Source organism: Njordella aestuarii (assembly GCF_056494165.1).
In genome coordinates this window covers 4,684,229-4,705,428 of the sequence record NZ_CM151397.1, presented here as the reverse complement: position 1 = coordinate 4,705,428, position 21,200 = coordinate 4,684,229, and the positions used below count along the sequence as shown (strand labels likewise).

Annotated in this window: 13 protein-coding genes; 7 read left to right on the top strand and 6 right to left on the bottom strand. The window is 49.9% G+C overall.

Annotation, left to right across the window (positions count from 1 at the left end):
* Nucleotides 1-116: 116 nt before the first annotated feature.
* From SH451x_RS18590 to SH451x_RS18580, 3 genes are all read right to left on the bottom strand, one after another.
* Nucleotides 117-1,511, bottom strand: a complete 1,395-nt coding sequence (locus tag SH451x_RS18590) for a PAS domain-containing protein (protein WP_479358525.1) — start codon at nucleotides 1,509-1,511, stop codon at nucleotides 117-119.
* A gap of 273 nt (nucleotides 1,512-1,784) precedes the next feature.
* Nucleotides 1,785-3,428 (bottom strand): hypothetical protein, encoded by a 1,644-nt coding sequence (locus SH451x_RS18585; protein ID WP_479358524.1) that lies wholly within the window; start codon nucleotides 3,426-3,428, stop codon nucleotides 1,785-1,787.
* A 143-nt stretch (nucleotides 3,429-3,571) separates the two neighbouring features.
* Nucleotides 3,572-4,657, bottom strand: coding sequence for a glycoside hydrolase family 43 protein (locus SH451x_RS18580; protein WP_479358523.1), 1,086 nt, complete (start codon nucleotides 4,655-4,657; stop codon nucleotides 3,572-3,574).
* A gap of 373 nt (nucleotides 4,658-5,030) precedes the next feature.
* Here SH451x_RS18580 and SH451x_RS18575 point away from each other — a divergent pair, with 373 nt between their 5' ends.
* From SH451x_RS18575 to SH451x_RS18550, 6 genes are all read left to right on the top strand, one after another.
* Nucleotides 5,031-5,606: an RDD family protein gene (locus SH451x_RS18575; RefSeq protein WP_479358522.1), complete on the top strand. Its 576-nt coding sequence runs from the start codon at nucleotides 5,031-5,033 to the stop codon at nucleotides 5,604-5,606.
* Between the two features lie 261 nt (nucleotides 5,607-5,867).
* The gene (locus SH451x_RS18570) at nucleotides 5,868-7,382 is read left to right on the top strand and encodes an FAD-dependent oxidoreductase (protein ID WP_479358521.1); all 1,515 of its coding nucleotides are present in this window, start codon (nucleotides 5,868-5,870) and stop codon (nucleotides 7,380-7,382) included.
* A 262-nt stretch (nucleotides 7,383-7,644) separates the two neighbouring features.
* The gene (locus SH451x_RS18565) at nucleotides 7,645-9,066 is read left to right on the top strand and encodes a DUF1501 domain-containing protein (protein WP_479358520.1); all 1,422 of its coding nucleotides are present in this window, start codon (nucleotides 7,645-7,647) and stop codon (nucleotides 9,064-9,066) included.
* Nucleotides 9,067-9,108: 42 nt separating this feature from the next.
* Nucleotides 9,109-10,494, top strand: a complete 1,386-nt coding sequence (locus SH451x_RS18560) for a DUF1501 domain-containing protein (protein WP_479358519.1) — start codon at nucleotides 9,109-9,111, stop codon at nucleotides 10,492-10,494.
* Nucleotides 10,495-10,498: 4 nt separating this feature from the next.
* Nucleotides 10,499-15,181: a DUF1549 domain-containing protein gene (locus tag SH451x_RS18555; protein WP_479358518.1), complete on the top strand. Its 4,683-nt coding sequence runs from the start codon at nucleotides 10,499-10,501 to the stop codon at nucleotides 15,179-15,181.
* Between the two features lie 12 nt (nucleotides 15,182-15,193).
* Complete coding sequence (locus SH451x_RS18550) at nucleotides 15,194-16,543, top strand: WD40 domain-containing protein (protein WP_479358517.1); 1,350 nt, start codon at nucleotides 15,194-15,196, stop codon at nucleotides 16,541-16,543.
* 42 nt (nucleotides 16,544-16,585) lie between these two features.
* Here the strand turns inward: SH451x_RS18550 and SH451x_RS18545 are convergent, their stop codons facing one another.
* From SH451x_RS18545 to SH451x_RS18535, 3 genes are all read right to left on the bottom strand, one after another.
* Nucleotides 16,586-17,878 (bottom strand): carboxymuconolactone decarboxylase family protein, encoded by a 1,293-nt coding sequence (locus SH451x_RS18545; RefSeq protein ID WP_479358516.1) that lies wholly within the window; start codon nucleotides 17,876-17,878, stop codon nucleotides 16,586-16,588.
* A gap of 31 nt (nucleotides 17,879-17,909) precedes the next feature.
* Entirely contained in the window at nucleotides 17,910-18,923 is a 1,014-nt protein-coding gene (locus SH451x_RS18540) for a DUF1559 family PulG-like putative transporter (RefSeq protein WP_479358515.1), read from the bottom strand.
* Nucleotides 18,924-19,926: 1,003 nt separating this feature from the next.
* Nucleotides 19,927-20,349, bottom strand: a complete 423-nt coding sequence (locus SH451x_RS18535) for an RrF2 family transcriptional regulator (protein ID WP_479358514.1) — start codon at nucleotides 20,347-20,349, stop codon at nucleotides 19,927-19,929.
* 133 nt (nucleotides 20,350-20,482) lie between these two features.
* On the opposite strand from SH451x_RS18535, the gene SH451x_RS18530 reads away from it, so the two are divergent.
* Nucleotides 20,483-21,037: a c-type heme family protein gene (locus SH451x_RS18530; protein WP_479358513.1), complete on the top strand. Its 555-nt coding sequence runs from the start codon at nucleotides 20,483-20,485 to the stop codon at nucleotides 21,035-21,037.
* Nucleotides 21,038-21,200 lie beyond the last annotated feature (163 nt).

Here is a 21,200-nt window from a genome sequence, read left to right as displayed (position 1 = left end):
CACTGAATCTACCTAACGGTATCTTTCATTTCGCAGCTCTATTCTTTGCTGCTCGACTTCGGCTAAGCTTAATAGCTTCGCTGTCGGGAGTTTGCGGGCCTGTGAGAAAGATTTTGTTAGATCGAGACGAACTGGCTATGAGCAGTCATTAGCTCGATACTGGCATCGAGCGCACTGCGCATGGCGGCTATCTTACGCACGTGATTTAGTGCATCCAACACGGTGTTATGTAGATTTTCACACTGGAGTTGGGCTGAGTCGACTTGCGATCGTACTTCACGAAAGACGACTGAGAAACTGCCAGCATTGGTAGAACTTACCGACTCTTTCTCGCCAGCAAACTGGACGAACCGCAGTGTACGCGTATTCCGATTCAGTTTATCAAGTTGCTTTTGAAGCGAAATCATCCCGCGTTCCGTCCCACACAGGTGGTCGAAAACTTTTTGAGTCCGGGTAGTAACTTGCGTAAAAAGCGTGCGCATCGTCTCATCTAGTAACAGGTCACTGCCTGATATTTTTTTCGACAGAATCTCTTCACAGAAATGGAGGCAGACTTCGCTTTGAAGTTTGGTGGCACCAACATCAAAAATCAACTGGTTCAGCACCTCTGTCAGATTTCCCATCCTTGCAGTAAGCTCGGCAATTACCAGTTGCGAGTCATTAGATACGTCGCCTAAAGACTCCGCTACAACCCGTAGTGTGGCCGCGCGGTTACCAAGCTTATTTGCTTCGATGGTTGCATTGAGTGAAAGCGTTCGTAGCGATTCGGCAGACTTAAGCACCGAACTTGAATTTTTCGCCAGCTGCACGTTTAAAGCTTTGAATGCGTCCAGTTGATCGAAAATGATTTGTAATTGAGCATCAATCAGACCGCACTCGCGCCAGAGTTCCTTAAGTCGAATGTCATCCGTTTGGAAATGGTTGAAGTCCGGCGTTGAAACGTGCTTGTTCAACAGTTTGCTCTGCCTGGCGGAAAGTTCTACCGATAGAGCTTGCTGCATAAACTCAGTGTAATTTGAAAATCCCAAAGCTATCAGCTGCCGATTGAGTTCTTCAGATGATGCAGCCATTGCAGCAGCACGCTGCTTAGGTTCGGTTTCCTTGCTCTTTTCGATTCGCAATAGATCTTTATAGAGTTCTTGAACGACCGGAAACAACTGACTACTTGGTTTAAGTCGAATGGAAAGATAGCCGTTTTCACATGGCATCACGACTGCAAGAACCCAGTAGTAACGTCCATCTTTGGCGAGGTTCTTCACATACGCCGCAATTGTTTCGTTACGCTGAATCGTATCCCAAAGCAGCTTAAAAACTACGCGCGGCATGTCGGGATGGCGTACGACGCTGTGAGGAGATCCGTACAGCTCGGTTCGGTCAAAACCAGACACCCGTTCGAAAACTTCATTCCCGTGTTTGATAACTCCTCGCAAATCAGTTGTCGAAAAGAATAACTCTTCGAGGTGAAACGCTCTCTCCTCATCCAGGATCGGCTTTCGATGTTGAAGTACCAAGCTACGCTCCAACTAATAGCGAAAAAATTGCAATGAACATTGAGACGTCTTATTCAGACATATTCTTTATCGCCAAATAATAGCACGCGTTCACAGATAGATTCAGAATCTGGGCCTCAATTTTTGAAGAAGGCGTGCTCGACCGTTGCGAGATGCACGCGTGACTAAATCGCACTTGGGTGTGCGAAATTTGTTTCTGAGGATGTCGGCGATCCGAAGCCGGCGGTTCAGAAACGTACCAAGTCCCAGAACGAATTTTTTGCATATGAAGCACTAGAGCGACTGCGTTTCGACTTCAAGCATGCGCTCGTATTGTTGTAGGATTTCTGGCGGCGCAAGTTGTTTCAAATTCTGCGCTAATATGACAACTTCTAGCGTGTCAATCAAGCGACGCAGCTTGACGCCTCGGAGCTCGTGTTCAGTTCTTTGTTCGGTGGATTTCTCTCGCTCCTCAAGCCTTTCTGAATAAATGTCGTAACCGGGGAGCTGGCGGATTTCTGCCAACAAGCTTTCGTGATCGGATGATTTCAGAATTGCGGAATCTTCCCATGTATTCGTATCCGCTATCTCAGGCCAATTTTTTTCCAGTTCGGTAAGCAATTCTCGTCGGCCGCTACGTCCGCGCCCGCGAAATCCACGGCGACCAAAAGGACGTTCTTCAACGATGTGAGTTCGATGTTTCTCGACGACGTTCAACCCAGTATCGGAAGTTTCAAATCCAAGCTCTGCACCGAGTTCGAGGATGATCCGTTTATGGTGAGACGCTGCGAGCGATGCTAAATCCTCGAGCGTTTTGTCAAGAGACATGAGGTCTTCTTCATCGAAGTCAGCTAGCGAATCGCCCGACTCCGTTTCGTCCTGCTGTAAATCTTCTTCAGCCGAAGTCGAATTGTTGTCGTCGTCCGTATTAGGCTGGTCACGAAAGTTCCGAAGTTCATAGTCGCGAATTTTGCTGTACGTTCGGAGCAAAATGTCGGATGACGTGAGCGGTATGTCGATGGTGTTACTCTCGATGACAGTATGCGCATAAGCTTCTGCAAACGAAATTTTCCCATCACCGTTTGCATCGCAGCCAGTCATTGGTTCGCCGGTTCTAGTCCGACCTACAAATGCGCCCCAGAAATAACTACTAAACTCTTCGTCATTTTTAATGTCTGGCCGACAACCTGCAGCAGCCAGATCATGTTGCTGAGCAAAAAAACCTATGCGTAGCTGTTTGTGAAGCGGGGCATCGTCGTCGGCGTCTTCAAAAATTAAGTGGCTAAAACCACCGCAGTAGCATTGGGCCATAACGGATATCACGGGAACATCTTCCGGAAGCTCGTCAAGCCATTTGGACAAGTCGCGAACCTTTATCGACTCACGATTCCAGCAATCAATGGTGGTATTGAAAGGATCTCGACCGCGCGCTCGGCTTCCATGAGCGGTCACGTACATAATCAAGCGATCGCCCGTTTTGATTTCCTTGGCGAGAGTATGAATGCTCTGCTGTACCAAGTCAGGCGAATTAGCGCCTAAGATATTTGGTACACGATGATTGCGATAGTAAACGCGTTCATTGTTGCGTCGATGAAGCCCAGCCAGAAACTGGTACAGAGGCGAATCATTACGTTCAGACGTCATTAGAACTTGAAGATCTTCGTCCGTATCAAATCCATCTGCAAAGTGGATTCTGTGATTTCTGTCAGTGCGCCCTTTTTCATTTAGCACTTGTTGAAAGAAAAGTACGTTCGCTTCGAGAGACGCTTGGTTGCCAGATGGTTCGTAGCCCCCTCCAATCGTGATGAGGAAATCTTTACCAGTCGCGACCGGACCGAAGCATATTGATGCCGATAGCAAAGTTGCACCCTTAAGCATCTTGGTGCACGAGCTTGCACACGAGCGAAATAGCAGTTTATAGAAACGATCAAAGCTCACTGTAGTTCCTCCCATGCGGAAATTTGTAGTCCTCCGATTGTACACGATTATTTTAGGGGCATATTCAAGTTGCCTCTCGGCTGAACTGCACCGCCGAAATTGTAGCAAACAAACGATTTTTTCTACCTTAGCTCGCTTTTTTGCTACTTTGGCTCGTGTTTTTTGATCGAAGGAATCGGAAACGCAGTTGCTCTTTCAGTTGGCGCTCCGAAGTTCGGCTTGCCAGTCTCGTCGAAGGAAAACGGCTGCACGTGAACGCTTCGATTCCATCCAGGCTTCCGGTCGTTCTTTGCATGGTAAACGTGCCACCATTGATCGCCGAGATTTACGAAACATGCATGGCCAACTCCGTAGACATTTTCGGTTGCCTGAAATGCAGGCTCCGAGAACTTGCGCCAGCTCTCGGGGGCAAGAGGGTTGTCGCCAACAAGTTCTAGCATTCCAATTTTGTAAGTGGGAAGCCAGGACGCCGCAGTCGAATATGTTACAAAAGTGCGGCCGCTATGCTGAAGCACTTCGGGGGCTTCATGCAGTCCCCGTGAGTCCAGCCGTTCCTCTGTTCGTTCCCATAGATGATCGTCATTATCACAGATTAACACCCGAGGTCCACTCAGCTCAGTAGGGGATTTCATCAGCGCAATATAAAGGAACTGCTGGTCTGTGCCGGGAGCATCCCAACCAGACCAAATTGCATAACGACCACTTGTGTGTTCTAGGACGGTCATGTCGATCGCCCAAACATTCGGCGAAAGTCCATCTGGCCCGTCGCCGGTCGCCAATGGACCATGCAATTCATATTCGCCCAGCGGGTCGTCGGTCTTGCTTTTCAGTACGTATGCTAGATGATTCGCGTTGTTACCGTCGGACGCAGCAAAATAAACAAACCAGTGACCGTCCAGGTGATGAAGCTCTGGCGCCCACACCTCTTTCGAATATGGACCGCTCTCCGGTGCACTCCAGATTACGTGGGGATCGCCGAATGAGTTGAGCGTCTCGCTGGTGCTGATGATTATGCCCAGATCATTGTTTGAACGGCACCAAAGTAGTCGATTTGCATTCGGATCTACGACAACCCACGGGTCGGCACCTTTGCCAATAGGATTCGTGAAAGTGGCATCGGCGGAACCTTCCTTAATCAGTTGCGCACGGCCAAAACTTGATGAACTCAAGGTGATGCACAAAATAAGGCAGATATCGAATAGTGGTCTAAGTGACTTTTGAGAAGGCATAAGTTGGGTGTGATTTTACTTGGAAGGGGGAAGCTCGAAGGCCTGCGACGGTCCATGCTTTGTCGCAGTTGTAAAGGCGTTTAGGCGATTCAAGAGTATACCAAAGTCTTTGACTTAAAAATGAAACAGTTGTGGACGCATTTCGCATTCGATAGAATCGCCCTGCTCTTCGGAGCCCTTCCGAGGAAAATCTTAGTTGGATTGGGACACGCTCGCTCAGTCGCACGAGTCGGTTCGAATGGGGAGTTCTGCGCGGAGCAGCTGGGTTTGCGGAATGCGAACAGGTTGCTCTACTGTGCTGCCATCCAATCGGGAAGTTGATCGGGGTTCGCTTAGAGTTACTGCGTCATTTTCAAAGAAAGAACGAGCACAAATGTCAGCCGGCCTGCCACCTATTCATTCGAATCCTTACGCTCATAATCCAAACATGTCAGGGCAAGGCAGCGTCCTTAGCTACGGAGCAGTTGGGGGCGGGCCACGCCTAAGAATGGCGAGCTATGGGCAGCGGTTCGCGGGGGCTCTGGTTGATTCTGTCGTGGCACTTCCGTTCATGCTTCCGGGCTTCTTTCTAGTCATGATTGCCACAGCGATGGAAGGACCAATAGTACAGAATGCTGAACCCGAGTTTTCGGCGCTCGAGATCGTCGGAATGATTTTGATGTTCTTAGGTATGCTTGCCTGTGCTGCATTTCAGATTTACCTGCTTGCAACACGATCGCAATCGATCGGCAAGTATGTCGCCAAAACGCAGATCGTAGAATTTTCGACCGGTCGCCCAGCGACTTTTGTTAGCTGTTTTCTCGTAAGAGGATTGGTAAACGGACTTATTGCGGGCATACCCTGCATCGGGGCCGTCTATGCTCTCGTTGACATTCTTTTCATTTTCCGCGACGACCGACGTTGTGTCCACGATCTCCTCGCGAATACGAATGTCGTCGACATCACATAGAATCGACATCACATAGAAATGAACGGTGTCTTGTCGTTCGACAGTTGAGCAAATTTCCACAATCCAAAGTTCGTTATCCGTTGCCTTTGGCTTGAGCGTGAGCGTATTCCGTCCACGCGAATGGACGATCTTTGAGCTCGAAATTTCTATTAGCAGTGTATAACTTGCGCAAGCGTGGACTCGGTCGAGTTCCATTTAAGTCGGCATGTAATCTGCAAGGTCGTCCGGTCCCACGGCTTCATTTCTCAAAGGACCGAACTTATGAACTCCGACGCTAAGCCTTTGACAACACACCACTCTTATTGGTTGCGGAATAACGCAGTGCAACAGCGTTATCCGCAACTTACCACAAATCATAAGACTCAAATTGCTGTGATCGGCGGCGGCATCACAGGACTCTCAACCGGGTTGGAACTGCTTGAACGCGGTTATCAAGTAACGGTGCTCGAAGCGCTAGTCATCGGTAGTGGCACGACATCTGGATCGACTGGACACTTGGATGCACATCCAGAAATGGGACCTGCCGCACTCTTGAAGATGTTAGGCGACGAGAAGGCACGAGCTTACGTCCAGCACAGGTTAGACGCTATCAACAAAATCGCAAGCAGATCTACTGGTACCTGTGACTTTCAGCGAATTTCGGCTTACCATTTCAGCGAGAACGAAGCGGATGAGAATGCTTTGCAAGAGGACTGCGAGGCCGCCAAGACAATTGGCTTAAACGCGAGGTGGACTGACACGCTTGGGTTGCTGTTTGCGAAGTTTGGTTACGAGATTCCGCAAATGGCAAGAATTGACTGCATGGCGTACCTGCAGACACTGGCCGAACAGTTTGTTGCGGCGGGTGGAACCATTTTCGAAGAATCGCTAGTCAGTGGTCCTGTAGAATCGCACCCAACAAGCCTTCAAGTTGGTCAAGGAACGATCGAGTTTGATCACGTCGCATGCGCAGTGCACTGTAACTACACAGATGCAATGCGCATCTATTTGCAAACACCGGCCTATCAGTCTTATGTGCTTGCTGCGCGAGTCGAGAATCCCTGCGCAGACGCGTTGTACTGGGATAGTAGCGATCCATACTACTATATTCGTCGTGCCAATTCGAAAGACAGCGACCTTATTATCGTGGGTGGTTGTGACCATCGTACTGGCACGGATGATCCAGTGAAGGCTCAAGAGGAGCTTACCAAATATCTCCAGCTGAGGTTCGCAGTTAAAGAAATCGTGGCAACCTGGAGCGCCGAACTATTCGAACCAGCAGATGGCCTTCCAATTATCGGAAAGGTACCCGGCAAAGAGAATGTCTGGATCGCGACTGGTTTGAGCGGCGTTGGATTAACTTGGGGGACTGCGGCGGGACGAATAATCGCCGATCAGATCGTTGGTAAGTCCGTGCTGTTAGAAGACGAGTTGTCGCCTTCCCGGTTTGGTACTGGTGGAATGGTCAGCATGGCTAAGGAGCAACTTGTATCTGCAGGAAATTTTGCCGAACGCGTGCTTCCATCAGAACGTATCGACGAGCAATCGCTAAAACCTGGCGAAGGTAAGGTTGGCGTAGTTGATGGCCACTTCACTGCCGCTTGTCGAGATCGCGGCGGTAAGATTCATCTTCATAATCCGCGTTGCGTCCACATGGGCGGCGTCGTTCATTGGAATGCAGCCGAGCAGACCTGGGACTGCCCTGTTCACGGAGGGCGATATACAGGTTGCGGAAGGCGAATCTATGGCCCGCCGGAAGCTGACTTAGCCGCTCCAGACGAGAAGGCGGAAGAATAAGTGCGAAGATTTCTTTCCGAGGCGCGTTTCTTTATCAGTAGGAGCGGATCTGTATACTGCGCATTCGGCCGCTTGATTCGAGGACGGCAAAGCAAGAAAGTCGGGTATTGACGACCCTGGCTGACATTCCGCGAGTTTCTGTCTATACTTGTTGAGAAGGTCGTACTGTAGTTTTTCAACAGCACTGCCCTCCCCGCCCCACCAAACCAGCTTCGATATTCCAAGTCGATAGCTTCCCGCCTGTTACTTGAGGTGACAATTTATGTTGCCGCGTCAACGCTCACGCAACCGTTCTGCGCTTCATGGCTGCAATGATTTTCAACGGCAGCACATTAGTCGAAGGCATCTGCTTCAAGCTGGAGCGCTAAGTTGCCTTGGCCTCGCCCTGACTGAAGCTAACATACCTGGACTCGCGCAGGCCGCTTCGCAACTGACATCAGGCAAAACGGCCAAGTCTTGCATCTTCTTGTTTATGTGGGGCGGACCGAGTCAACTTGACACGTTCGATTTAAAGCCAAATGCGCCCGACGAAATACGCGGTCCCTTTAAACCGATCTCAACCCGCGTTCCTGGGTTGCAGATATGTGAACACTTCCAGAAGTTAGCCGATCATACGGACAAGATCGCACTTATTCGTTCGCTGACACACGATGATCCAGCGCATCTCTCAAGCGGACATGCTACGGTTACGGGCCAACCTGCGCCGGTCTTAAAAAGCGATGCTACGCCACCAAGCGACAAAGACTCTCCTCATATTGGTTCATTGCTGTCCCATTTTCGTGGTAGCCAAAATGGATTGCCTTCGTTTGTAACACTTCCATGGAAAGCTTTACATCCGGCTGCGCCTGGAGGTGAAGCGCCTGGCCAGCACGGTGGTTGGCTTGGCGCAAAACATGATGGGTTGTTGCTCACGGGCGATCCCAATGCTCAGGATTGGAAGCCTGCTGCACTAACGTTGCCAAATGATCTGAGCCTTGATCGTCTTGAATCGCGATTTGAGTTGCTAAGAATCCTCGAATCACAACGAAGCGAGCATGCAGTCAGGGGCGGTGAAGCCACGCTGGGAGAACATCAGAGCCGTGCACATGATTTACTTCTTTCCGCTCGTGTGCGCGATGCCTTTAACCTCGCAGGAGAAAAAGAGTCTGTGCGTGAACGATATGGAAGAAACATTCACGGGCAGTCGGTACTGATGGCACGCCGTCTAGTTGAGCACGGTGTTCCGTTGGTGACTGTGAACTGGCATAACGACGGGCTGAACTTCTGGGATACGCACGGCGACAATTTTAATCGCCTTAAGAACGATTTGATTCCACCAGCCGATCAAGCTCTCTCCGCTTTACTAGAAGATTTGGAACAGCGGGGCATGCTCGATGAAACGCTGGTCGTGTGGGTCGGAGAGTTCGGTCGGAAACCACAAATTACGCCAGCCAACGCGGGCCGTGAGCATTGGCCATTCTGCTACAGCGGCCTACTCGCAGGCGGCGGAATTCGCGGTGGTGCTGTTTATGGCGAAAGCGATGCTCGGGCTGAATATCCGCGTTCGAATCCTGTTAGTCCTTTGGATTTTGGCACTACCATTGTGCACGCGTTGGGGATTCCTGTCGACGCGACCGTTGAGGATCGCGAAGGCAGGCCACATCGTGTAACCGCAGGTAAGGTTATTGAATCACTGTTTGGTTAAGCTCTTTCAAGCATGTGGACAAGAGGAAGGAAGTTCTGGCAAATGTTTGAACCACATTACAAGATCGATCGACGTGGATTCCTGAGGGTTGGCGCGGCAGGCGTCGTCGGCACTACTTTACCAGGCATTCATGCTGCGCAGGCAGGCGAGACCAACGATTCCCCCGGCAAGGGAAAAGCGAAATCGGTTCTGATAGTCCTATTGAGTGGTGGCCCAAGCCAGTTGGATATGTGGGATCCCAAGCCTGATGCTCCAGCAGAAGTGCGTGGCGAATTTTCTCCTATTTCGACATCGATTCCGGGAGTCCAGTTGTGTGAGCATTTACCGATCCTGGCTCAGCAAATGGATCGCTGGGCTTTGGTAAGAACGCTGGCACATCAAGAACACAACCACCTATTGGCGACACACGTCGCCTTAACCGGGAGGCCAACCCCCTTACCACGTGGTGGAACTGATCTCGATCGAGTCGAATCTCGCAGCGACTTTCCTAATTTCGCTTCGGCTCTCAACTATATACGACCACGGAATGATGGCGTGCCAAACGGCGTTTCTCTGCCAAACTACTTGATCGAGGGACCGCTCACTTGGCCCGGCCAGCACGCAGGTTTTCTCGGCGCCAAACATGACCCGTGGCAAATTCAAGGTGACCCTAACGAGGCGAACTTTCGAATTGAAGCATTAAGCCTACGCGAAGGTATGACGGCCGATCGACTTGAGTCACGACGATTGCTACTAGAGAGATTTAATAAGTCTGGTTCGTCTTTTAGTACCGATGAAGCTGGTTCATTTCGTGATCAACAACAGGTCGCGTTCAATTTATTGACATCCGGAAAAATGGTGGATGCATTTGATATTAGCCGCGAAAGTGAGGCGGTCCGTGAGCGATACGGTCGTAATAAATTTGGACAATCGTTGCTCCTCGCGCGTCGAATGATTCAGGAAGGCGTCCCTGTTATTCAAGCGACCATGGGTATCGTGCAGACTTGGGACACTCATGTCGACAACTGGGGACGACTGAAAAATACTCTCTTGCCGCAGCTTGATAAAGGCCTTGCAGCCCTTACAGATGATTTGACCAGATCGGGACAGATCGAAGAGACCATGATTGTCGTCATGGGAGAGTTTGGTCGTACACCAAAAATATCTACACTGCCGGGAGAAAAAATACCTGGCCGTGATCATTGGGCACATGCTTATTCGGGACTATTTGGCGGTGCCGGAATTCAAGGCGGACAAGTGTTGGGAAAGACGGACGCTCAAGCCGCTTATCCGATCACTCGCTCGTGGTCGCCAGCAGATATTTGTTCGACAATTTTTAACGCTTTGGGCGTCGATGAAGATGTCGCCATCATTGACCCGATTCAGCGACCTCACTTTCTAATGAATGGTAACGTCATGTCATCCTTGTATACCGGGCGAGAGACGTAATTCGATGAGATTTCCCAATTCCAAAAACGCCGCGTTGTTGAAATTCAAGTTGATGTCTGTTGCGTTTGTTAGGTGTGTAGTTGCATTTTTGATCAGCGTACAGTTTTGTTATGCGCAAGCAACGATTACATCAATACAACCACGCGCTTGTAAAATCGGAGAAACAACTCACATCGCGGTACGAGGCACCAATTTGTCTTCGGAGATTTCATTTGCTGTAAACTCGAATGATATCCAAATCGCAAAAGAGTCTTCAACAACCGACAGTGTCATCCTAGCCGTTACACTGCCACCAGACGCCCAGCCAGGGCCGTTTGGCTTATGGGCCTTCTCGCCTGAAGGTTTGATCCAAACACTGGCAATGCTCAAAGATGAATTGCCTCAACAGCTTGATAATGAATCGAACCATAGCTTCGACGACTGCCAAGCGATACCTTTCACGTGCGCAGTCTCTGGTAAGAGTGATGGTGCCAGTAGCGATTTTTATGCGTTTGAAGTTGCCGACCATCAAAGGGTTGCGTTCGAAATCCATACGCAGCAAATCCTTTCGAAAATGGATGCTGTGATACGATTGTGGGGACCAAACCACGAGCTAATTCGTACCGTAGATGACGATGCGGTTGGACCAGACCCACGCTTCTCCCACATTTTCTCACGGGCCGGGCAGTATATTCTCGAAGTATCTGACAGTCGAAACTTGGCCGGCGACGCATATTACCTTCGCATCGGTGATTTCCCGATTATTGATGGGATCTATCCACTGGCTGCAAAACGTGGTGAACAAGTTGAAGTTCAACTCCTCGAAACAGACGGCCAAGAGATAGCGCTGGTAAGCATCCAGGTTCCTGAGAAATTTCCTGATGACCGTTTGACAATTGCCGGGCGAATTTCTGGCTCGAAGAACTCCAGTTGGAGGCAATTGATTGTTAAAGATTTTGAGAGTTTACTCGAGAGTTCGAGTGATCAGAGCGCTAGTGTCACCGAGATTGAATTGTCAAAGACTCCTCTCGGAATAAGCGGTAGACTATCGGAACGTAACGAAAAAGACACTTACGAGCTTCAGGGAATCCCTGGGCAGACCTTTCGCTTTTCCGCGCTCACTCGCACGGTGGAGTCATCAGCGGTCTTGCAAATGGAATTAAGAAATTCTGATAATGCGCGAGTAGCAGCAACCACCGTAAGCACTGCGGATGAATGGAGTTTTGATTTCACGTTTCCGGACGATCGTCGTTACAAATTAATCGTGTCCGACCTATCACGTCGCGGTGGAAAGCGATTTGGGTACTGGATTAAAGTCGCTGCTGCGGGATCTTTCAGCCTGGCTCTGAAGGCTGATGCAGCAACCGCAGATGCTTTTTCGGTCGAATCTGGTCGGGGAGGCTGCGTCATTGATCTAAGCGTGCAAAGGTTTGGGTACGAGCGAGAGATTGAGCTTGCGATCGATCCGCCGACGCCAGGGCTACGTTTGCTCAACCCTCAAATACCTAGTGGCGCCGTTGAACATCGCGCTGTTCTCTTGGCCGACGAACATTGGAAGCCATCTTTTAAGTCCGTTTTACAAATTGTTGGTACAGAGCCTGGAAACAACAAGAATTTATCGCGAGTTTCAAGTAGCCAACTACACAAACTAAAAGGACCGCACCAGCTACTACCGCTTGCTTGGCGCAACGGCCGGATCTCACTTGCCGGCGTCGGCGAGAAGGAACCTTTCTTTGAACTATCCCCTGCCGAGCCTCTTAGGTTTGCAAGTCCCCTGGGACAGCATATTGCCGTGTTGAGCTTGAAGAGATTGAAAGACGACTTCAAAGGCAATTTGAGTTTGGACGGTAGTGCATTGCCAGCTGGATGGCAACTTTCGGTCGACGTGGAACAGGATACTTATACTTGTACCTTTAATCACACTATAGATGCCGACAACAAGCCCGATGCCTTACAAGTGATTGTCTTGGGGGAGTATCAAGGCCGAGTGCAATGGAAGCAACTCGACCTTCCGATTCAGTGGTACGAACCGTTTCATATCCGGCAGCCAGAAATACCACTCCTGTTTGCTGGGACTCAGGTATCGACTAAGATTTTTGTTGACCGAATGGGTCCCGAGAAAGCCCCGGTTTCGCTTGAGTTTCGTCGATTGCCGACGGGGGTTACTTTAGACGGCAAGTCCATTTCGGTCGAACCTGAGCAGTCGGAGGTTGAAGTTACTCTCTCCGTCTCTGCCGAAGCTCCGTCTACCAGAAACACTGAGTACGAGGTCGTAGCGACGAGTGAGTTAGCAGGAGTTTCCTATTCTCGAAACTACGTATTCGGTCAATTAGACGTCATTCCGCAACCTCAGCAGATCTCTGTCGCGCCTGCCGAAGTTCGGCTCGTCGGACCACGCTCGCAGAGTCAACTGGTCGTGACGGGGTTTGATCATGAAGGAAACCAACGCGATTGGACACAACGCGCAACGTACCGCTCGACGGATGAAAGAATTGTTACAGTACAGGATGGTGTTGCCTTTCCCCAAAGCGATGGGGCCGCAAGTATCGTGATAACTGCGGGCGGAAAAGAGACCGTTGTGCCTGTCGTTGTATCGAACTTTGAAACGGCACAACCTATTGCTTTTGAAACCGAAGTATTGGTTGCGTTGTCCAAGCAAGGTTGTAACTCAGGTGCCTGTCACGGCTCGCCCAGCGGAAAGGGCAATTTTCGTTTATCGTTGCGTGCTTTTGATCCAAAGCTTGATGAGTTGACGATCTTGCGAGAAGACTACGGTCGTCGAATCAACCGTTTGGATGCGGAGGAAAGCCTGTTGCTCCAAAAGCCGCTCATGAAAGTCGCTCACGGAGGCGGTCGCCAAATTCGGAAAGAAGACGCTGCTTATCAGATATTGCGATCCTGGATCAGTGAGGGGAGCAAAGTCAATTCGGATGCAACGGCTCGTTGTAACAAACTGGAAGTCTTTCCCAATACAAAACGAATATTAGAGCTTGAGGGCGGGCAACAGCAAATCTCGGCTATAGCACATTTTGCTGACGGCAGCCAACGCGACGTGACACACTTGGTCGCGTACGAGTGTTCAAACACAGACGTAGCAGTCGTAAATGCGTCTGGCTTGGTCAGCTCGAAAGGCAAAGGCGAAGCAGTTGTGCTCGTCCGCTTCTTGGAACACATCGAGTCCGTGCCTCTAATGTTTGTTGACAGCAATCCAAATCTTGAGTGGAAATCGCCGCCACAGAATAACTACATCGACACTCTTGTGGCGGAGAAGCTAAAGCAGCTGCAATACGTGCCGTCCGAAACTTGTAGCGATAACGAATTTATTCGACGGTTGTATCTAGATGTGTTAGGAATTCTGCCAACTGTGAATGAGACGAGGGCTTTCTTGCAGGACGATAATCCTGCGAAAAGGAAGGTCCTAATTGATACGGTGCTTGAACGAGAGGAATATGCGAAATTCTGGGCACTAAAGTGGGGCGATTTGCTCAAGATGACGAACAAGTTGGTGGGTAGCGAGGGCATTCAGAAATATCACCGCTGGGTCGAATCATCTATTCGCGAGAACGTGCCTTACGATCAGTTCGTACGAGAATTGCTAACAAGTTCTGGCAGCACTCTGGCGGATCCATCTGCCAATTTCTATCGGACTGCGGCCGACATGAATGAATGTGTCGAGACGGTCTCCCAAGTCTTTCTCGGTGCCCGTTTGCAGTGTGCAAAGTGCCACAATCATCCGTTCGAGCGTTGGACTCAGGACAACTACTATGGCCTAGGTGCATTCTTTAATCGAGTGCAGCGCAAATCGACTGACCGGCCGGGGGAAATGTACATTTGGGAAGCACTGGAGGGAGAAGTAACACAACCAAGAACTGGGCAAGTAATGAAGCCCTGGCTTCCGCAGATTGGAAGTATTGAAATAGAGAGCGATGCCGAGCGACGTTCGAAATTTGTCGAGTGGCTCACGACTCCAGACAATCCCTACTTTGCGGCCATCGAAGTAAACCGAATTTGGAGCCACCTGTTTGCGAAAGGCATTGTTGATCCGATCGATGACTTTCGCGATTCAAATCCACCTTCCAATGAGCCATTACTGCAGGAGCTCGCTCGCGATTTTGTCGCAAGGGGATACGATCGAAAGCATATTTTGCGAACAATTCTGAACAGCAGAACTTACCAGACAAAGGCGTTGACGAACGAGCACAACGAAAAAGATCAGATCTATTTTTCACATCAAGTGCCAAGAATATTGAGTGCAGAACAACTGCTCGATGCAATCAATGATGTTGTGGCAGTTCCCCAAACTTTTGGCAATTTACCTCACGGAACACGAGCTACACATCTTCCAGCACCCGACGTAGTGAAAGTCGATTTTCTTAAAGTATTTGGGCAGCCTGAGCGATCAACAGTTTGCGCCTGTGAGCGGGCTGATGACTCGAATCTCGGTATGGCCATCGAATTGTTCAATGGGCCACACATGCACACAGCGCTGCGACATGACAACAATCGGTTCCGGAAAGACCTCGCCAACGGTATGAATGACGAAGAAGTATTGTGTGAACTTTACTTAGCAGCGTTCAGTCGCTTGCCCACAGACTTCGAACTAGATACGGCATTGAAGCACGTTCGTTCTACGAATGACCGAGCAACTGGTTTTGAAGATATATGCTGGGCACTGTTTAACACCGATGAATTTCTATTTCAGCATTAAGTATTAAAATCGATGTCTAAACGCATAGCCGGCTTTCACTTGATCGCTTTGTTTTCACTATTGATGAACTTAGCGTCCGATGTCAACGCAGACGACGAGCAGGTCGTGAGCTTCCGACGCGACGTTGCTCCCATTCTGGAACTTAAGTGCGTTGCTTGCCACGGAGCAAAGCAAGCGGAGGGAGGATATCGAGTCGATACTTTCGGTGAGTTACTTAAAGCTGGCGATTCTGGGGCTTTGCCGATTGTTGAGGTAACTTCGGAAGAAAGCGGTGAACTTCTGCGACGTCTGCAGTGTATCGATCCGAGTGAGAGGATGCCTGCTGAGGATGAGCCTCTGACAGACCAACAAATTGCAACGATACATCAATGGTTGGCAAATGGAGCCCGCTATGATGGAGAAGAACCAGACACTCCTCTCCATCTACTAATACCGCCGCAAACTTTCCCAGCCCCACCTGAAGTTTATGCTCAACCTGTTCCAATCTTTGCCCTTGCATTTTCGCCCGATGGGGAAGCCTTGCTGACAGGCGGGTATCACGAGCTAAACGTCTGGGATCCTCGCTCTGGGAAACTAAAAAAGAGGATCGGCAATCTTGATGAACGTGTCTTTGCGATTCAATTCTTGAATGATGGAAAGACTCTCCTGGCTGCATGTGGTAAGCCCGGCGTCAATGGAGAATTGAGGTTGTTTGACTTTGAAACGGGCGAATTGAAAACTGTGTTGGGAAGGTCATCCGACGTCGTATTAGACATAGCGCTGCATCCCGACGGCAAGCAAATCGCATTAGCGGCCGCTGACGGCTCGATTCGAATAATCGATTTGGAGACGAAACTCACTACCAGCACAATTGCCAGTCACGCCGACGCCGTAAACGCAGTAGCTTGGAATCAAGATGGTTCGCGATTAGGCTCAGCGAGTCGCGACAAGTCGTCGAAAGTCTTTGACGCTGCCACAGGACAGTTGCTGGTCAGCTACCTTGGTCATAATACTGCTGTGCGTGGTATCGCATTCTCGGAGGATGGTAAATTGGTGTATTCGTGTGGGGCTGACCAGCGGTTACATCGATGGGATGTCGAAAATGGAAATAAGGTCGGCGATATCGCAATGACCGGCGATTTGTTCAAACTGACGACCATGCCAGGTGGGATGTTCGTACCAAGTGCTGATTTTAACTTGCGTAAAATCGACGCTGCAACCAATACAATAACGGTAACATTTTCTGGGTGCAAGGATTGGTTACAGTCGGCAAGCTACAACGCCACGAAGGACGTTGTTGCTGCAGGGGCGATGGATGGTGAAGTTCGCATTTGGAACGCCAAGGGTGGTGCGTTGATTCACTCGTGGATTGCCAAGCCTTAGCGGCTTGACAATTCACTGTGCAAGAAGCGTGAAGTTTAAACCTCAGGATTCAAGAGGCGCTCGAAGACCTAGGACTTCGCAGAATCGATCGAAACTGTTGCACATCGCAATGACGTGGACAATCTGAGCTGTCTGTCGATCTGTAAAATGTGCTCGAAGCTGGTTGATATCATCGTCGGAGATTAAATGTGGGGAAACGGTTAGCTTTTCTGCGAAATCGAACACAATCTGTTCGGCTTCCGAGAATGAAGAATTTCTGCGATCGACCAAATCGGATGCAGGGAATGAGACTAGTTCTAGTCGCACTTCAGCGTCAGCGACATTAAACCAGCTGCGGTTGAGTAGAGCAGTCAGGTACATGATCTGCAATTTTAGCTTTGGAGAAAGCTCCTCGTGTTTCAGGATTACTTCGCGATTTGAAATTAAGGCAGCAGCGTTGGAGTTGAGTTGTGCCATGGCGCGATGCAGGTCATTTACTTGGACGCCTGGAGCGAGTTCGAGGACTTTACGGCTCTTGTTCTCATCAGCTAGAAGGACGCGAGCTGATCTCGTCCGCGCAGACTCCAGTCCCTGCCGAATCTCCAGGATCGTCGGTGTTTCACGTTGCGTAAATTGTTGATCTGGTTTCGCTAAAGAATCACGCTCCTTCCAACGGTCTGCGGTCGTGCTTGCAAAATCAATGGCGTGCCCCCGCATTTCGTTATCTTGGGGCAGCCCAAGTGAGTCGGTCCAGCGATTGGTCGCATTGAATCGTGCTATCGTATAAACCAGCTCGATGATCTCAGCGTCATCAAACTCCGGTTTTAATTGTTCGACATCAGCATCATTGAACAAGTGCGGCTCAAGAGTCATTTTGCGCGCAAGCGTCACGGCTTTGCGGGTGCGTGAGTCCAACGAATCCCAATCATGATCAAGCATTGCTATGTCGTCGTCGCTCAGACCGACCTGGACAAGCTTGTGTTCCTGATGACCAAGACAGTAGTGGCAGTTGTTTCCCCGCGATACAATCCAAAAGCACTTGGTTTTCAATTCATAGTCGACTAATTCAGTCGCATTGCTACCCTGTGGAGGCCTCTCGCCGTCGAACCATTCCGCTGGCAGGAAAAAGGCCCGAGCGCGAGCGTTATTCACAGACGGGCTTGTCTCATCAGCACTCTTGGTCAGCGGCAGTGGTAGCCGTGGTTTGCGATGTTTCAGTTGCTCAAGAGCAACTTTGATATCGGCGCGATTCTGTGGAACAGCCTTCGGATTCGAAGGCTCCTGCCCAATCAAGCTTGTACTGCTGAAGGCGATTGCCGCGAGTAGGGTAAAGACGTGGCTTGGCTTATAACTCATTTTTTGTATCCTTTGCTAATTGACTTCTTATTTATTCGATAGTTGAAAGTGGCGATTCAAGGCCACCGCGCGTTCCAAATGCTTGCCAGACTTCGAGATCAACCGAATCGGTAACGGCCCTGGTGGACCCGTCCATAAATACAACGTTGACTCCGCCGTGATGGTAGCTGGAGGCTGTCGTCATGATTTTTCCAGGCGGAAACATGCACGACCTTTGGTTAGGTGTGTTGATTTGGTAGTACGTGGTCGTAGAGTGATATCCACGGATCCAAGGTCCACCAATGTCAGAGAATCCTTGACGATTAAGGTCTAGTGGGTCGATCGCATTGCAATCTCTGATCGCCTCCTCTGCAGTGTCTGGATATGTTCCTGTCGCAAATGTGTCAGATTTGGGAGTTGCAATTAAATTGCTGAAGTCGCCAATAGCTCGCTCGGAAAATCCTACCGTGTTACTCATGCCATCGAGGATGCCAGACAGTGGAAGATAGGAGTCCAGGTAGAACACTCCGTCGTGGTCAGGAGTGTTAGCAAGCGAGTTTGCATTGGAGTGCGTACGCGTGTAAAGTAGCTTTGTCCCCGAATTACCATAGTAACTGTTCGGCCCGCCCACAACACGAGGAATGAAGCGAGCTGGATCGGATGGACAGCGATAGATCGAGAGAGTCTTCTTACGCGGCAGTTCGTTTGTCGCCGACGAATAGGTGCTATTGAAATCGATTAGCTGAAAAACATTTGCATGATCGATGAACGGTAAAATCCGAGCATGCAGAGAAATGTCTGATATGGATTGTGGTAAGCCTGAGCTTTGGTTGTAGGTTCGTGTCGAAAGTGCGGCCGGAAGTACTTTGAAAGCTGCCTCATAAGAATGAGTTGCCAGCATGACCTGGCGCATATTACTAACGCAGTTGACTCGACGTCCAGCCTCTCTCGCTTGTTGAATCGCTGGGAGAAGCAAGCTTGCTAGGACGCCAATGATTGCGATAACAACCAGAAGCTCTACGAGTGTGAATGCGCATCGTTTGCGCACAAAAGTCTTTTGATACATTTGTATTACCTATCGGGGAATGTGCTTTAAGAATTAAGGGACTTGCTCAGACCGCGACGTTTCAACATCGAAGTCGAGCGAGCACGAACGGTTGCTTTCAACCGTTGCCGATTTTTGTTGAAGCTATCCAACCCTATGTAGCGCGTCGGGGCCGTTGAACGCATACTTGCGCAAGTTCCCAACAACGATGAATTGGCAAAGCACCTACGAAATAGACACCCTAAAATGTCCTTATGCAGCGAATCACGGGAAGCTAGCGAAATGCCAAGCTCATATAGCGGATCGCAACTTTGCAATGAGGGACGGATCTAGGGCTAAAGAAGAACTCGCGCAGGAGGCTGAGTTCAGCCCCTGACGATAGGAGGCCGATCCAGGCCCACGATGTAGGCGTTCAGATAACGTAGATCGGCTGATGTGAAGTAGCCACAAGGATCGGTGTCGTGAGCATGTTTTGTTAACGCGTTTGCCGCCAGCCCTTGAGCGGTCGTTGGTCCACCAGAGCTCCGAGTGCCTGTTGAAAATAATGACTTGGACCGTGCTGGCTCCGAGTTGCAGTTTGGACCATCGCACGGAACAACCGGTTTCAGAAACGACAAGCCGATGATCCCGTTTTTGTAAACCCAGTAGGCGGCAGGAGTGAGGCGAGCTTGCTCTTCAGAAAGGCCCAACATACTACGGGCGTCGAACTGATTGATCTCGCTGACTCCGTGACGGCAGAACCCAAAACTCGTAGAACTGACAAGGGCAAGGAGACAAAGGGACCAAGCCGCGGTCGATGCGCGTGCGAGAGCCTTTGCCCACAGGCTACGGCTGACTGATTGTTCGTCGAATATACACGAACAGTCCAAACTGATTCCCTCTGGCTACGCGAGACTTAAGCGCTAAAGGACGAATTCGCACACTTAAACGATATTATCGTCGAGACAAGTCACAGTCAAGTAATTTGGACGGAGCGAACTGTGGAAGTGTGTGCGGTTTGCCGAAGAGTGGGGTGTTCTGAGATTCAATTTTCGCACAAAGCTTTGCTCGGATTTGGATCTTTTAAGATGTCGGCCAAGGTTGTACTGCGGAATGTTTCCTCCATCGATTTCAGCGTGTTGTCCATCTTGCGATGCAGCGAACATAGGCGTTTGCCATGCGATTTCAATTCAAGTGGGCACGTCGTTATGCGTTGCAAGGGTTCGACGGCATTGACAACGTCCAGGATGGTGAGTGCATTTGCGTCGTGCGCCAGTTCGACTCCACCACCGATACCGCGGCGCAGGTGAACGATCCCGCTACGCTGAAGTTTCTGCAATATTTTGGTGAGATATGCTTCTGGAACCTTGGTAGCCTTTGCGATGTCGGCCGTCTTTTGTGCTCCGCCTTGATGTAAGGCCAGATGTACGACGGATCGCAAAGCGTACTCAACAGTTTGGGAAAACATAGCGGCTAACCGGCAAAAGTGGATGTTGCAGTCCTCTTTGACAGATGTTACGATCTGGCTAAACAAGACTTGGTTGTCCTGTTTTCGAGGTTGGAACGTTTGTTTAGTGTTTCGGAACGTGTGGGGTAATATTATGCGAAAAATCGGACTTGTGTTAATCGGTTTGTCACTTGGTGCCAGCTTTCTTTTTTGGACAAAGTCTAGCAGCACTTGGGCGGTCGAGGGCTCAACACCGGAGAGCAAGGACTATCCGCTGCGACAGGCGCAGCGCGAGTTGTCGATGCTGGATGATATTTACAAGACAAGCATTGTGTTGATCACCACCCACTACGTAGATGGAACTGAATCTCTGCCTGCGGGGAGTGCGTTCCGCGCCCTGTTTGACTCGATGAGTGAAAAGAAGTGGCATGACGTTCGTTTGGTTGACGCCACGGGTGAGCCATACAATTCAGAGAATGATGCAAAACCGGGTTTCGAAAAGACTGCGGTAGCCAAACTTTTGGCTGGAGCGGAGCGGTACGAAGAGGTGGTCGAAGAATCTGGAAAACGATACCTGCTAGGTGCTACGGCGATACCAGTCGTGATGGAGAAGTGTATTCTGTGCCACGAAAACTACCGTGACGTTGAGGCTGGCAAAGCAATCGGGGCGTTAAGTTACAGGATTCCACTTCAGGAAATGGATCAATAGGTGGTCTAGGACCTATAGTTTAGTGGAGCATATCGATCGGATGGTCTTCTCCGTTCACGGAGAATGACCTGGATTAATGGCAAAATTGAATTTTGATAATGATGTGAGGCACATTCAATTTCGAGGGGACATATAGTAACATTCCGGCATCCAGTGGTGATCC